This window comes from Micromonospora lacuserhaii, from assembly GCF_036902735.1.
In the GTDB taxonomy this organism is placed as follows: Bacteria; Actinomycetota; Actinomycetes; order Mycobacteriales; family Micromonosporaceae; genus Micromonospora.
In genome coordinates, this window is sequence record NZ_JBAKHO010000014.1 from 1 (window position 1) to 13,275 (window position 13,275).

Genomic DNA, 13,275 nt, shown 5'->3' on the forward strand with positions numbered 1-13,275 from the left:
CCTGTCCCGCACCCGGCGCCGGCGGGGCCGCGCCCCGCCGCCCCGCCCGGCCCGCCGATCGGGTACGGCCAGCCGCCCACCGCCCCGGCCGGACCGGGGACGGCCCCGGGCGGGTGGCCGCCCGCCTACGGATACCCGCCTCCCGGGTACCCGCCGGCTGGCGGCTCGCCGAGGAACAGTGGCCGGGTGGTGGGCATCGTCGTCGCGGTGGTCGCCGCGGTCGCCCTCGCCTTCTGCGGCTGCCTCGGGGTGGGCGGCGCGCTGGTCGGGCGGCACCTGCCGGGCCCGGCCGTCGACGACGACACCTCCTACGACGCCGACGACCCGTACTACTACGAGGAGGAGGGCGAGGACCCGGTGCCCGCCTGGACCCCGCCGACTCCCAGCCAGCCGGCGAGTCCCGCCGCCTCCCCGTCCTCCAGCCGGGGCAGGTACGCGGTGACCTACGAGGTGACCGGCCCGGGCGAGGCCAATTTGCAGTGGTACGACGCGAACGGCGAGTTCATCCGCCAGGAGGGGGTACGGCTGCCCTGGCGGCAGCGGATACGCACCGACGACCTGGGGCGGGTCATGGTCATCGCCGCCAACCTCACGGACGGTGGGACCATCCGCTGCTCGACCACGGTGACCGGCCGCACGCCGGTGACCGACGCGGGTGAATGGCAGGCGACCTGCACCGGCAGATCGGCCAGCTGAACGGATGCCCTGGCCCCGTAGGCTGACCACCGTGACGACACCCCCCGATGTCGACCCGCTCGTCGCCCGGATGCGGCCGTTCGGGACGACGATCTTCGCCGAGATGTCCGCGCTCGCCGTCCGGACCGGGGCGGTCAACCTGGGGCAGGGTTTCCCGGACACCGACGGCCCGCCGGAGATGCTGGCCGCCGCCGTCGAGGCGCTGCGCGGCGGGCAGAACCAGTACCCGCCGGGTCCGGGGATCCCCGTGCTGCGCCGGGCGATCGCGGACCACCAGCGCCGCTTCCACGGTCTGGAGTACGACCCGGACGGCGAGGTCGTCGTCACCGCCGGCGCCACCGAGGCGATCGCCGCCAGCATCCTCGCCCTCTGCGAGCCGGGCGACGAGGTGGTCTGCTTCGAGCCGTACTACGACTCGTACGCCGCCTCGATCGCGCTTGCCGGCGCGGTCCGGCGGCCGGTGACCCTGCGTCCCGGGGGCGACGGCCGGTACGCCTTCGACCCGGCGGAGCTGCGCGCCGCCTTCGGGCCACGGACCCGGCTGGTGCTGCTCAACTCCCCGCACAACCCGACCGGCAAGGTCTTCACCCCCGGGGAGCTGGCCCTCGTCGCCGAACTCTGCCGGGAGCACGACGCCTACGCGGTCACCGACGAGGTCTACGAGCACCTGGTCTTCACCGACGCCGCCACCCCGCACGTGCCGCTGGCCACCCTGCCCGGGATGCGGGAGCGGACGCTGCGCATCTCGTCGGCGGGGAAGACCTTCTCCTGCACCGGGTGGAAGGTCGGCTGGGCGAGCGGGCCGGCGGCGCTGGTCTCGGCGGTGCTGCGGGTCAAGCAGTTCCTCACCTTCGTCAACGCCGCCCCGCTGCAACCGGCGGTGGCCGTGGCGCTGGGCCTGCCCGACGCCTACTTCACCGGGTTCCGCGACGACCTCCAGCAGCGCCGGGACCAGTTGGTCGCCGGGCTCGGCGACGCCGGGTTCGAGGTGCTGACGCCGGAGGGGACGTACTTCGTCACCGCCGACGTGACCGCGCTCGGCGGCCGGGACGGGGTGGAGTTCTGTCGCTCGCTGCCCGAGCGCTGCGGGGTGGTGGCGGTGCCCACCCAGGTCTTCTACGACGACCCGGAGGCCGGCCGGCGACTGATCCGGTTCGCCTTCTGCAAGCGCCCCGAGGTGCTGACCGAGGCGGTCACCCGGTTGCGCCGGCTGGCGGCGGTCCGATGACCGGCGGGTACGCCGAGCGGGCCCGGCAGATCACGGCGCTGCGCGGCTGCGACCGGATCCTGACGCGTGCCCGGCCCACCTCGGTCCACGACCAGCTCGCGGTCATGCGGGCCACCGCCGACCCCGACGGCCTGCCGGACATCTACGGCGAGGGCGGTGCGGTGGCGGCGGTGGAGCGCCGGGTGGCCGAGTTGCTCGGCACGGCGGACGTGGTCTTCTTCCCCACCGGCACGATGGCCCAGCAGGTCGCCATGCGGTACGGCGCCGAGGTGACCGGCCGCAGCGCCGTCGGCCTGCACCCGCTGAGCCACCCGTTGGTGCACGAGCGGGATGCGTACGCGGTGCTCGGCGGGCTGCGCGCGGTGCTCACCACGCAGGCCGCGCGCAACCCGGACGCCGACGAGGTGGCCGCGCTGGCCGAGCCGATCGGCACCCTGCTGCTCGAACTGCCGCTACGCGACGCCGGTTTCGTGCTGCCGAGTTGGGACGAGCTGACCGCGACGGTGGCGGCGGCCCGCGACACGGGGGCCCGGGTGCACGCCGACGGGGCCCGGCTGTGGGAGTCCACCACCCACCTCGGGCGCCCGCTGTCCGAGGTGGCGGGGCTCTTCGACAGCGTCTACGTCTCGTTCTACAAGTCCCTCGGCGGCATCTCCGGTGCCGCGCTGGCCGGTGACGAGGCGCTGGCCCGCTACGCCCGGGCCTGGCGGCACCGCTACGGCGGGCAAGTCTTCCAGCAGTGGCCGGCGGCCCTGTCCGCGCTGGCCGGGCTCACCGAGGAGCTGCCCCGGCTCGCCGGATACGTGGCGCACGCCCGGACCGTCGCCGCGGCGCTGGCCGAGCTGCCCGGCGCGGTGGTGTTCCCGGCACCCCCGCACACCCACCAGTTCCGGCTCTGGCTGCCGCACCCGGCCCGGCTGCTCGACGAGGCGAATCTCGCCCTCGCCGAGGAGGAGAAGGTGTGGTTCGCCGGCGGCTGGCAGGACACCGAGGTGCCCGGTCTGGCGATGACCGAGGTGACGGTGGCCGGCCCGGCGCTGGAGTTCGACGCCGCCGCCGTGGTCGAGCTGGGCGAGCGCTTCCTGGGCCGGGTCGCCGCGGCCTGACCGCTCCGGCGGGTCAGCCGGCCGCGCGTGCCGCGCCCGGCTCCTCGGTGGACGTCTCGGCGGGGTGCGCGGCGAGCTGGCCGAGCAGCGCGCCGCCGTCGGCGAGCAGGACCGACTCGGCGTCGTCGACGAAGGCGAGGTCCGCCTCGACGTGCCGGGCGGCGGCGGCGAGCAGCAGGCCGACCACCGCGTCCTCGGCGCGGCGCCGCAGCCCGTCGAGGTTGCGCAGCTCGCGCATGAGGTGGCCGCGCTGATTGCTCAGGACCGTCCGCACGGTCGCCGCCTCGCCGGAGCGGGCCGCGGCGGTGACCTTCAGGAAGAAGTCGTCCCGGAAGCCGCCGCTGCGCGGGCTGGGTTCGGTGAGCCAACGGTCCAGCTCGACCCGGCCGCCGTCGGTGATCTCGTAGACCACCCGGTCCGGCTTGACGGGTTGGGCCTGACGCTCGGCGACCACCAGGCCGTCCCGGGAGAGCCGGTCGAGGATCTGGTAGAGGTGCCCGATGTTCAGCGGGCCCCACTGCGGGCCGACCGCCTGTTCGAAGGCGCCCTTGAGCTGGTAGCCGTAGCTGGGACCGCGGGCGAGCAGGGCCAGGACCGCGTGCTGGATCGCCACCGTCTCCTCCAATCCGGCCCGCCAGGTCCACCCGGGTGGGCTCTTGCATTGTCACAATGTATCGCGCACAGTGTGCTCAGCACACGGGGAGGCGCGACATGTTTCGGTTCATCTGGAGACAGCTACGCGGCCGTGCGGGGCGGTCGGTGGCGCTGCTGGCCGGCGTGCTGGTGGCGACCACCGGCTTCGTCGTGCTGACCGGCGCCACCACCACCTCCCGCCTGGCCGTCACCGGCACCGTCGAGCGGAACACCCACGCGGCGTACGACATCCTCGTCCGTCCGCAGGGGACGCGCACGCCCTTGGAGGCCGAGCGCGGGCTGGTCCGACCCAACTACCTCTCCGGCCTCTACGGCGGCATCACCCCAGCCCAGTACGAGCAGGTCAAGGCGGTCGCCGGGGTGGACGTGGCCGCCCCGATCGCGATGCTCGGCCACTCGACCACCCCGATCGACATGCCGGTCGACCTGACCGGCGCGATCGACCGGAGCCTGGACCGCCAGGTCATCCGGGTCGACCGGACCTTCCTCGCCGAACGGGGCCTCACCCACGCCCCGGCCGAGCCGGTCTACGTGTACGTGACGAAACACCGGCTGCTCTACCCGCAGCTGGGCGACAGCTTCGAGCCGGCCGCGGTGCGCTACACCGACGGCCGGGCGTACGACACCCAGGAGTGCGGGCTGGTCGCCCGCGAGGTGCTGCCGGACGGCCGGAACGCGGCGGTCTGCGACCCGTACACCGCCCAGCTCGACACCCTCTTCAGCCTCACCGAGCGGCAGACCCGGCGGGTGGAGACGTTCCGGCTGCTGCCCGACGGGCGCTTCGAACGTCCCACGCCGGGCGACGGGCGGGGCACCGCGCCGTCCAGCGCCGACGATCGGCTCGTGCTGCACCTGCGCCTCACCGTGCCGTTCCTGCTCGCCGCCGTCGACCCGGACGCCGAGCAGCGGCTGGTCGGCCTCTCCGGCGCGGTGGTGGACGGCCGGCCACTCGCCGTCGACGACCGGGTCGCCGACAACCGCTACCAGGGGGGCCTACGGTCGCGGACCCTGCCCGTGCTGGCCACCAGCCGACCCTTCCTCGACGGCACCCTCCGCGCCGGCTACACCCGGATCGCGCCGGGCCGCAGCATCGCCGGGGTGCGGCCGGATGAGCTGGCCGGGACGCTGCGCGGTGCACCCGCCATCCCGGCCGGCGGCAGCACCCAGGACGCCGTGTCGGCGTACCGGAAACAGCTCGCCACCGGGCTCGACGGGAGAACCTGCTGCTTCGGCGAACTGCAACGCATCCTGCAGGCCGGCGAGACCGGCTACGTCGAGCGCCCGGACGGCACCCTGCGCGCCCGTACCGCCCCCGCCGATCCGTCCGTCTACGCCGATCCGAACCTGGCCACCTGGTTCGCCCGGCCGTGGTTGACCGAGGACACCTCGTTTCGGCCGCTGACCACGGTGAAGCTGCCCCCCTCCCAGCAGGACGCCCGGCAGTGGAGGGCGGTGGGCGTCTTCGACCCGCAGAAGCTGGCCGGCTTCAGCGACCTGGGGCGGGTCCCGTTGGAGACGTACGAGCCGCCGGCGGCCGAGGGCGCGGACGCGCGTAGCCGGGCCGCGCTCGGCGGGCAGCCGCTGGAGCCGAGCGGCAACCCGGCCGGCTACCTCTCCGCCCCGCCGCTGCTGCTGACCAACCTGGCCAGCGTGCAGGCGCTGCTGACCGGCACCGGCCCGCAGGGCACGGCCCCGATCAGCGCGATCCGGGTCCGGGTCGCCGACGTGGACGGCTACAGCGAGCGCTCCGCCGAGCGGGTCCGGCTGATCGCCGAGCAGATCAACCGGGTGACCGGCCTGGACGTCGACATCACCCTCGGTTCCTCGCCAGCCCCGCAGACCGTCGAACTGCCCGCCGGGTCGTTCGGCCGACCGGAGCTGCGACTGAACGAGAACTGGTCCGCCCTCGGGGTGGCCTCGACCATCACGAAGGCGGTGGACCGCAAGAGCGTGGCGCTCTTCGGGCTGGTGCTGGTGGTCTGCGTGCTCTTCCTCGGCAACGCGGTCTCCGCCGCGGTCCGGGACCGCCGGCCGGAACTGGCGGTGCTCGCCTGCCTGGGCTGGCCGGCCCGGCGGATCGGCGCGCTGATCCTCGGCGAGGTCGCCGTGCTGGGCCTGGCCGCCGGGTTGCTCTCGGTCGGGCTGGCCGTCCCGCTCGGCGCCGCGCTCGGCATCGACGTGGACTGGCGACGGGCGCTGCTCGCCGTACCGGTGGCCCTGCTGCTGGCGCTGGTCGCGGGCCTGGCACCGGCGCTGCGGGCCGCGCGCGCCCACCCGGCCGCCGCGCTCCGGCCGCCGGTGGCGACGGCCCGCTGGGTACGCCGACCGCGCACCCTGCCCGGCCTGGCCCTGGTCAACCTGGTCCGCACCCCCGGGCGCACCCTGCTCGGCGCGGGCGCGCTGGCCATCGGGGTGGCCGCGCTGACCCTGGTCACCGCCGCCGCGTACGCCTTCCGCGGCGCGATCGTCGGCAGCCTGCTCGGCGACACCGTCTCGCTGAGCGTGCGCGGCGCGGACACCATGGCCGCGGTCGCCACCGTGCTGCTCGGCGCCGCCGCCGTCGCCGACGTGCTCTACCTGAACATCAGGGACCGGGCGTCCGAGCTGGCCACCCTGCGCGCGGTCGGCTGGACCGACGCCGCGCTGGGCCGCCTGATCGGGTACGAGGGAATCGCCCTCGGTCTGCTCGGCGCCCTCACCGGCGCGGCACTCGGCCTCGGCGGCGCGGCCTGGCTGGTCGGTGACCTGCCCCGGCCGCTGGTGCTGGTCGCCGCCGCGGTGGCGCTGGCCGGGGTGCTGGTCACCTCGCTGGCCGCGCTCGTCCCGGCTGCGCTGCTGCACCGCCTCCCCACCGCACGACTGCTCGCAGAGGAGTGACCATGGACGCGACCACGGGCAGTACGGTCCGGACGGCCGGGCTGGTCCGGCAGTTCCGCACCGGCGCCGAGCGGCTCACCGCTATCGACGAGGTCTCGCTGGACGTCGCCGCCGGATCGGTGGTGGCGCTGACCGGCCCGAGCGGTTCGGGCAAGTCGACGCTGCTGCACATGATCGGGGCGATCGAGCAGGCCGACCGGGGCACCGTGACGGTGGACGACGTCGAGGTGACCGCGCTGCGCCGGGCGGCCCTGGCCCGCTACCGGCAGCGGGTCGGCTTCGTCTTCCAGCGCTACCACCTGCTCCCGGCGTTGACCGTGCTGGACAACGTGATCGCCCCGGTGCTGCCCCGCCGTGGGCACGGCGACCACGCCGCCCGGGCCCGGGAACTGCTCGACGCGGTCGGCCTGGCCGGGCGGGAGCGGGCGCTGCCGGCGCAGCTCTCCGGCGGCCAGCAGCAGCGGGTGGCGATCGCCCGCGCGCTGATGGGGGCACCCCGGTTGCTGCTCGCCGACGAGCCCACCGGCAACCTGGACTCCACCACCGGCGGGCAGATCCTCGACCTGCTGCTGGACCTGCGCGACCGGCACGGCATGACGATCCTGCTGGCCACCCACGAGCGGGCCATCGCCGCTCGCTGCGACCGGCTGGTCCGGCTCGGCGACGGGCGGATCGTGGAGGACCTCGATCTCACCGACGGCGAGGACCCGGCCGACACCTTCGACCGCGCCACCCGCCTGCGGCTGTAGCCCCACGGCCGGCCCGCGCCCAGGGCTCCCGACCATTCGGGCGTCCCCGGACCGGCCGGGCCGGAAGCCGGCCAGGGCCGCTCCGGCGCAGGTCCCGCGCGGTCGACGTCATCCGTCCCGCCTCCCGGCCGGACCGTTGCCGCTCGTTACGACCTTGCTGCCGCTCGCTACGAACTTGATGACGGCAACGAATCATGAGGCACGGCACGGCACGGCCGGCGGACGGACGGACCTGCTCGGCCGTGACCCCACCGCCGATTCGTTCACGTCATCAAGTTCGTAGCGTCCGCCACGACCGTCCGGTGAGCAGAGCGCGGGCACGCCGGTGTCGGCGAGGGCCTTGAGGGTCGGCAGACCGGCCGCGCCCGCGCACCCACGCGCGCCCGCCATGCCATGGCCGCCAGACACCGACCCGTGCCCGCCATGCCATGCCGCCGGGCACCGACGCGGGTGCCCGGCGACGACAGGAAGTCAGGAAGCGGGGCTGGCGGTGCGGACGTGCTCGGCGATCCGCTCGGCGACGGAGCGGGCGGTCGCCTCGGTGGCCGCCTCGACCATCACCCGCACCAGCGGCTCGGTGCCGGACGGGCGCAGCAGCACCCGGCCGGTCTCCCCCAGCTCGGCCTCGGCCCGCTCCACCTCGGCCCGGACGGCCGGAGCCGCGGCGCCGACGGTGCGGTCGCCGACCGGCACGTTGATCAGCACCTGGGGCAGCTTGGTGATCGCTCCGGCCAGCTCCGCGAGCGACTTGCCGGTCGCCGCCAGCCGGGCCATCAAATGCAGCCCGGTGAGCACCCCGTCGCCGGTGGTCGCGTACGCCGGCATGACGATGTGGCCGCTCTGCTCGCCGCCGAGGGCGAGGCCGTTGGCCCGCAGCTCCTCCAGGACGTACCGGTCGCCGACCTTGGTCTCGACCAGCCGGATGCCCTCGGCGGACATCGCCAGGCGCAGGCCGAGGTTGCTCATCACGGTCGCGACCAGGGTGTCCTCGGTGAGGGTGCCGGCCTCCCGCATGGCCAGGGCGAGGATCGCCATCAGCTCGTCGCCGTCGACCTCCTCGCCGTCGGCGGTCACCGCGACGCAGCGGTCGGCGTCACCGTCGTGCGCGATGCCGAGGTGGGCGCCGTGCTCGACCACGGCGGCGCGCAGGGCGTCGATGTGGTTCGAGCCGCAGTCGTCGTTGATGTTGAGCCCGTCGGGCTCGGCGTGGATCGCGATCACCTCGGCGCCCGCCTCGCGGTAGGCCACCGGGGCGACCTCGGCGGCCGCGCCGTTGGCGCAGTCGACCACCACCTTGATCCCGTCGAGGCGGTGCGGCACGGTGTTGACCAGGTGCTGCACGTAGTGGTCGGCGCCGTCGAGCAGATCGTGCACCCGGCCGACGCCGGCCCCGATCGGGCGGTCCCAGGCGGTGGTCGCGTTCGCCTCGACGGCCGCCTCGATCCGCAACTCGATCTCGTCCGGCAGTTTGTGCCCGCCGGCGGCGAAGAGCTTGATGCCGTTGTCCGGCATCGGGTTGTGCGACGCGGAGAGCATCACGCCCAGGTCGGCCTTGGTCTCGGCGGTGAGGAAGGCGACAGCGGGGGTAGGCAGCACCCCGACCCGCAGCACGTTGGCTCCGGCGCTGGTCAGCCCGGCGACCACCGCGGCCTCCAGCATCTCGCCGCTGGCCCGGGTGTCCCGGCCGACCACGGCCAACGGGGGATGGCTCCTGTCCGACTCCGCGAGGGTGTGCGCGGCGGCCACCGCCACCGCGAGCGCCAACTCCGGGGTGAGATCCGCGTTCGCCCGCCCGCGTACGCCGTCCGTGCCGAACAACCGGCCCATACCCGCCAACCTCCGATGAAAGGGTCCCAGGGGAAAAAGCGAACGGCCGGGCCACCTCCTGTGAAGGGAGGCGGACCCGGCCGTCCGTCAGAAGTACAAGGCGCGGCTGAAGATCAGCGCTTCGAGTACTGAGGAGCCTTACGGGCCTTCTTGAGGCCGTACTTCTTGCTCTCCTTGACGCGGGCGTCCCGGGTCAGGAAGCCGGCCTTCTTGAGGGCCGGACGGTCGTCGGGCTCGTTGACGATCAGCGCCCGGGCGATGGCCAGCCGCAGCGCACCGGCCTGGCCGGTGGTGCCGCCGCCGCGCAGGTTGGCGATGACGTCGAACGCCTCGGGCTTCTCGGCGGTCACCAGCGGGTCCTTGATGAGCTGCTGGTGCACCTTGCTCGGGAAGTAGGCCTCGAGGTCGCGGCCGTTGCAGGTGATCTTGCCACTGCCGGGGACGATGCGCACCCGGACGATGGCCTCCTTGCGCCGACCCACGGTCTGGATCGGGCGGTCACCACGCGGCGCGCGGGCGACGGGCGCGGGCGCCTCGGTGGCCTCGGGGGCGACCTCGGTCTCGGTGATGTCGGTCATGCTGTTTCCTTCGCCCGCGCTCACTGCGCGATCTGCTTGATCTCGAACGGCACCGGCTGCTGCGCGCCGTGCGGGTGCTCGGCACCGGCGTAGACCTTCAGCTTCTTGATGAGCTGACGGCCGAGCTTGTTGTGCGGGAGCATGCCCTTGACGGCCAGCTCGATGGCCCGGTCGGGACGCTTGGTCAGCAGCTCGTCGTAGCCGACCTGCTTCAGACCACCCGGGTAACCGGAGTGGCGGTAGGCGACCTTGGTGTGTCGCTTGTTGCCGGTCAGCGCGACCTTGCCCGCGTTCACGATGACGACGAAGTCGCCCGTGTCGACGTGCGGCGCGAAAGTCGGCTTGTGCTTGCCGCGCAGCAGCGTGGCGGCGTGGGTGGCCAGGCGGCCCAGCACGACATCAGAGGCGTCGATAACGTGCCACTGACGCTCGATCTCACCCGGCTTCGGGCTGTACGTACGCACAGGTCTACCTTGTCTCGTCGTCGGTCTGGGGTCGCGCGCCGAATTGATCAGGCGCGCACGAACGACCAAGCGTACCTGATGCGGCACGCCTCTGGATGTCGTACAACAGCAGGCAACGATACCCGCCGCCCGGTCCGCAGGTCAAAACGGGGGGTTCACCCAGCGTGGCTTGCGGCTCCACGATGTCACAGGTCACACGCCGGTCAGCCGGTGGGGGCCCCTCCTCAGGTAGACGGCCCAGGTGACCAGGAAGCAGAGCGCGTACCAGCCGATGAAGGCCAGGTAGGCCGCGTCGGCGTTGCCCGAGGCCAGGAACGACTGGCGGAACGCCACGTTGACCAGCACCCCGCCGGACGCCCCGACCGCGCCGGCGATGCCGATCAGCGCCCCGGAGAGCCGCCGGGCGCGGCGCTGGGCCGCCTCGGGGTCGCCGGTCAGCTCGGCGTCGGCCGCCGCCCGGGCCCGGAAGATCGCCGGGATCATCTTGTACGTCGACCCGTTGCCGATCCCGGAGAAGACGAAGAGCGACAGGAACCCGGCCAGGTAGAGCGGGAAGGACCTCTCCCGGGCCGCGTAGAGCACCAGCCCGGCGCCGACGGCCATCGCGACGAAGTTCCAGAAGGTCACCCGGGCCCCGCCGAGCCGGTCGGCGAGCTGCCCGCCGACCGGCCGGATCAGCGAGCCGACCAGCGGCCCGAGGAAGGTCAGCCAGGCCGCGTCGACCGGGGTGGGGAACCGGTCGTGGAACTGGAGCTGGAGGACCTGACCGAAGGCGAAGCCGAAGCCGATGAACGAGCCGAAGGTGCCCACGTAGAGCAGGGACATCACCCAGGTGTGCGGGTCGCGGGCGGCCTCGCGCAGCGCGCCCGGCTCGTTGCGGGCGCCGGGGAGATTGTCCAGCCAGCGGGCCGCGGCGAGCGCGGCCAGCACGATCAGCGGCAGGTAGACCGCCGGCACCAGCCGGGGATACGCCGCCCCGGCGGTGGCCAGCACCGCCAGCCCGACCAGCTGCACCGCCGGTACGCCCAGGTTGCCGCCACCGGCGTTGAGCCCGAGCGCCCGGCCCTTGAGCCGGTCCGGGAAGAAGAGGTTGATGTTCGCCATCGAGGAGGCGAAGTTGCCGCCGCCCACCCCGGTCAGGCAGGCGAGCACCATCAACGTGGTGTACGACACCCCCGGTTCCAGCAGCAGCGTCATCGGCACCGCCGGCACCAGCAGCAGCAGGGCGCTCACGATGGTCCAGTTCCGCCCGCCGAAGCGGGCCACCGCCAGGGTGTACGGCAGCCGCAGCACCGCGCCCAGGGCGGCGGGCACGGCGGTGAGCAGGAACTTCCCGGCCGGGTCGATGCCGTACGCCGGGCCGAGGAAGAGCACGGTGACCGACCAGAGGCTCCACACCGAGAACCCGACGTGCTCGGCGAAGATCGAGACCCAGAGGTTGCGTCGGGCGATCCGGGCGCCCGTCGTACCCCAGAAGGTGGGGTCCTCGGGCCGCCAGTCGTCGATCCGGTGCCGGCCGGCGACGGCCGGCGGGTCGGCGGTGACTGCGGTGGTGCTGGCGAGCGTGCTCACGGCGGCTCCTCCTCGTCGATGTGACCAGGGGGAACGCTAGGAACGGCGGGTTACCCGACCGTGCCCGTCAGGGGTCGTTCCGGAAACGGAGATCGCACGTCCGCCGGCCGGCGATGGTGAGACTCAGATTTCCTGGAGGATGCGCAGCGCTCGGCCGACCCGCTGCATGGTCTCGGTGTCGGCGACGTCCACGCACTCGGTGAACCACTTCTTCATCGGCGAGGAGAGCCGGTCGGGCATCACCACCCACCGGCCCATCACCACGGCGAGCGGGGAGTCGCGCAGCAGCGACTCGTCGACCACCTCCACCACGATCACGATCGGCACGTCGGTGGAGTTGTAGACGTCGGAGCTGATCACCAGTCCCAGCCGCTCGCGGGCGCCCTCGATCCGCCAGACCTCTCCCCTACGCAGCACGCCCACGCCCGCCGAAGAGCACGTCGTCGACCATGCCGACCTCCGCCGCGTCGGCGAGGGCGGCGGATTCGAGGTCGATCCCGGCCCGCGCGACCGCCGCGGCGTGTGCGGTGAAGACCTCACGCAGGGCCTTCTCCCGGGCCGCCTGGTCCATCCACGCCGAGAGCGAGAGCCCCTCGCGCTTGGCGAACCGGCGCGCCTCCTCGATCGTCTCGTCGGAGAAGGAGAGTGTCACCTTGGCAGTCATGCCGCTGAGACTACCCATTGGTATGACCACCAGTCATCCCCGCTCGCGCCCGCCGTCGAACCGGTCAAACCGGGCGTGCTCAGCGGGCCCGCCCACCGAAGACGGCGAACCGCCAGGCCTTGAAGAAGCAGTCGACGTCGACCAGGCCGGCCTCGTCGAGCCAGCGGCACTGGTCGGAAACGGAGGCCGGACGATCGTGCCGCATCCGCTCCCGGGCGGCGGCGATCTCCTCGGCATCGGAGCCGAGCGCGGTGATCTGCGCGACCCAGACGTCGTCGTACCGGCGGTCGAGGGCCGGGGTGGGGCCGGCCACCTGCTCGGCGTTGACGAACACCCCGCCGGGGGCGAGCGCGCGTGCGGCCCGCCGGTAGAGCGCCCGCTTGCCGTCGTCGTCGAGGTGGTGGACGGCCAGGGCGGAGACCACCGCGTCGTAGCGGCCGGCGGGGAGCGGGTCGGCCAGGTCGGCCACCACCGTCCGGTGCGGCACGCCGCGGGCGGCGAGCCGCTCGGCGGCCACCGCGAGCATCCTCGGCGCGCCGTCGACCAGGGTCGGCCGGATCCCCGGCACGGCCGCGGCCAGCAGCAGTGAGAGCAGCCCGGTGCCCGCGCCCAGGTCCAGCACCTCGGGGGTACGCCCCGCCGCCAGCGCCGCCCGCAGCGGCGGCGCGGCCACCTCGACCGCTGTGCCGTAGAAGCTGTCGAAGCAGGGCACCAGGCGGCGTCTCGCCTCGTCGTAGCTGCCCGCCACCGCGTCGAAGGCCGCCGCCACGTCCATCCCAGCCTCCCACTTGTTGAGAAAGTCGTCTCATATTCTAAACCTCGCGGACCGTCCCGGTGGTCCCGTGCGTAGTGAGCCGCTC

13 protein-coding genes are annotated in these 13,275 nt (G+C 73.8%); 5 read left to right on the forward strand and 8 right to left on the reverse strand.

Annotation, left to right across the window (positions count from 1 at the left end; genetic code table 11):
* Positions 1–186: 186 nt before the first annotated feature.
* From V6U81_RS12190 to V6U81_RS12200, 3 genes are read left to right on the forward strand one after another with little or no spacing between them, the layout of a single operon-like run.
* Complete coding sequence (locus tag V6U81_RS12190; protein ID WP_334488147.1) at positions 187–696, forward strand: MmpS family transport accessory protein; 510 nt, start codon at positions 187–189, stop codon at positions 694–696.
* 4 nt (positions 697–700) lie between these two features.
* Positions 701–1,924: a pyridoxal phosphate-dependent aminotransferase gene (locus tag V6U81_RS12195; RefSeq protein ID WP_334488150.1), complete on the forward strand. Its 1,224-nt coding sequence runs from the start codon at positions 701–703 to the stop codon at positions 1,922–1,924.
* Complete coding sequence (locus tag V6U81_RS12200; RefSeq protein WP_334488151.1) at positions 1,921–3,030, forward strand: threonine aldolase family protein; 1,110 nt, start codon at positions 1,921–1,923, stop codon at positions 3,028–3,030. The genes V6U81_RS12195 and V6U81_RS12200 overlap by 4 nt, the downstream gene beginning before the upstream one ends.
* 13 nt (positions 3,031–3,043) lie before the next feature.
* Here the strand turns inward: V6U81_RS12200 and V6U81_RS12205 are convergent, their stop codons facing one another.
* A complete protein-coding gene (locus V6U81_RS12205; RefSeq protein WP_334488154.1) occupies positions 3,044–3,643 on the reverse strand; it encodes a PadR family transcriptional regulator in 600 nt (199 codons plus the stop codon).
* Between the two features lie 98 nt (positions 3,644–3,741).
* Between V6U81_RS12205 and V6U81_RS12210 the strand changes: the two genes are divergently transcribed.
* Both V6U81_RS12210 and V6U81_RS12215 read left to right on the forward strand, forming a co-directional pair.
* Positions 3,742–6,561: an FtsX-like permease family protein gene (locus tag V6U81_RS12210; RefSeq protein ID WP_334488156.1), complete on the forward strand. Its 2,820-nt coding sequence runs from the start codon at positions 3,742–3,744 to the stop codon at positions 6,559–6,561.
* Positions 6,562–6,563: 2 nt separating this feature from the next.
* Positions 6,564–7,310, forward strand: a complete 747-nt coding sequence (locus V6U81_RS12215) for an ABC transporter ATP-binding protein (protein ID WP_334488159.1) — start codon at positions 6,564–6,566, stop codon at positions 7,308–7,310.
* Between the two features lie 471 nt (positions 7,311–7,781).
* Here V6U81_RS12215 and glmM read toward each other — a convergent pair whose 3' ends face one another.
* From glmM to V6U81_RS12250, 7 genes are all read right to left on the reverse strand, one after another.
* The gene (gene glmM, locus V6U81_RS12220) at positions 7,782–9,137 is read right to left on the reverse strand and encodes a phosphoglucosamine mutase (protein ID WP_334488161.1); all 1,356 of its coding nucleotides are present in this window, start codon (positions 9,135–9,137) and stop codon (positions 7,782–7,784) included.
* Between the two features lie 113 nt (positions 9,138–9,250).
* On the reverse strand, positions 9,251–9,715 hold the full coding sequence (gene rpsI / locus V6U81_RS12225; RefSeq protein ID WP_088998399.1) for a 30S ribosomal protein S9: 465 nt from the start codon (positions 9,713–9,715) through the stop codon (positions 9,251–9,253).
* 20 nt (positions 9,716–9,735) lie between these two features.
* On the reverse strand, positions 9,736–10,179 hold the full coding sequence (gene rplM, locus V6U81_RS12230) for a 50S ribosomal protein L13 (RefSeq protein WP_334488166.1): 444 nt from the start codon (positions 10,177–10,179) through the stop codon (positions 9,736–9,738).
* 192 nt (positions 10,180–10,371) lie between these two features.
* Positions 10,372–11,751 carry an MFS transporter gene (locus tag V6U81_RS12235; RefSeq protein WP_334488168.1) on the reverse strand — a complete coding sequence of 460 codons (1,380 nt, stop codon included), beginning with the start codon at positions 11,749–11,751 and terminating at the stop codon, positions 10,372–10,374.
* A gap of 123 nt (positions 11,752–11,874) precedes the next feature.
* Positions 11,875–12,168 (reverse strand): hypothetical protein, encoded by a 294-nt coding sequence (locus tag V6U81_RS12240; RefSeq protein WP_334488171.1) that lies wholly within the window; start codon positions 12,166–12,168, stop codon positions 11,875–11,877.
* Positions 12,158–12,415 carry a DUF6364 family protein gene (locus V6U81_RS12245; protein ID WP_334488174.1) on the reverse strand — a complete coding sequence of 86 codons (258 nt, stop codon included), beginning with the start codon at positions 12,413–12,415 and terminating at the stop codon, positions 12,158–12,160. The genes V6U81_RS12240 and V6U81_RS12245 overlap by 11 nt, the downstream gene beginning before the upstream one ends.
* Positions 12,416–12,494: 79 nt before the next feature.
* Positions 12,495–13,190, reverse strand: coding sequence for a class I SAM-dependent methyltransferase (locus tag V6U81_RS12250; RefSeq protein ID WP_334488176.1), 696 nt, complete (start codon positions 13,188–13,190; stop codon positions 12,495–12,497).
* Positions 13,191–13,275: the final 85 nt, after the last annotated feature.

Coding starts and splice junctions, on each gene's coding strand:
- V6U81_RS12250 (WP_334488176.1), bottom strand. CDS start 13,190: ATGGACGTGGCGGCGGCCTTCGACGCGGTGGCGGGCAGCTACGACGAG.
- rpsI (WP_088998399.1), bottom strand. CDS start 9,715: ATGACCGACATCACCGAGACCGAGGTCGCCCCCGAGGCCACCGAGGCG.
- V6U81_RS12195 (WP_334488150.1), top strand. CDS start 701: ATGCCCTGGCCCCGTAGGCTGACCACCGTGACGACACCCCCCGATGTC.
- glmM (WP_334488161.1), bottom strand. CDS start 9,137: ATGGGCCGGTTGTTCGGCACGGACGGCGTACGCGGGCGGGCGAACGCG.
- V6U81_RS12210 (WP_334488156.1), top strand. CDS start 3,742: ATGTTTCGGTTCATCTGGAGACAGCTACGCGGCCGTGCGGGGCGGTCG.
- V6U81_RS12200 (WP_334488151.1), top strand. CDS start 1,921: ATGACCGGCGGGTACGCCGAGCGGGCCCGGCAGATCACGGCGCTGCGC.
- V6U81_RS12215 (WP_334488159.1), top strand. CDS start 6,564: ATGGACGCGACCACGGGCAGTACGGTCCGGACGGCCGGGCTGGTCCGG.
- V6U81_RS12245 (WP_334488174.1), bottom strand. CDS start 12,415: ATGACTGCCAAGGTGACACTCTCCTTCTCCGACGAGACGATCGAGGAG.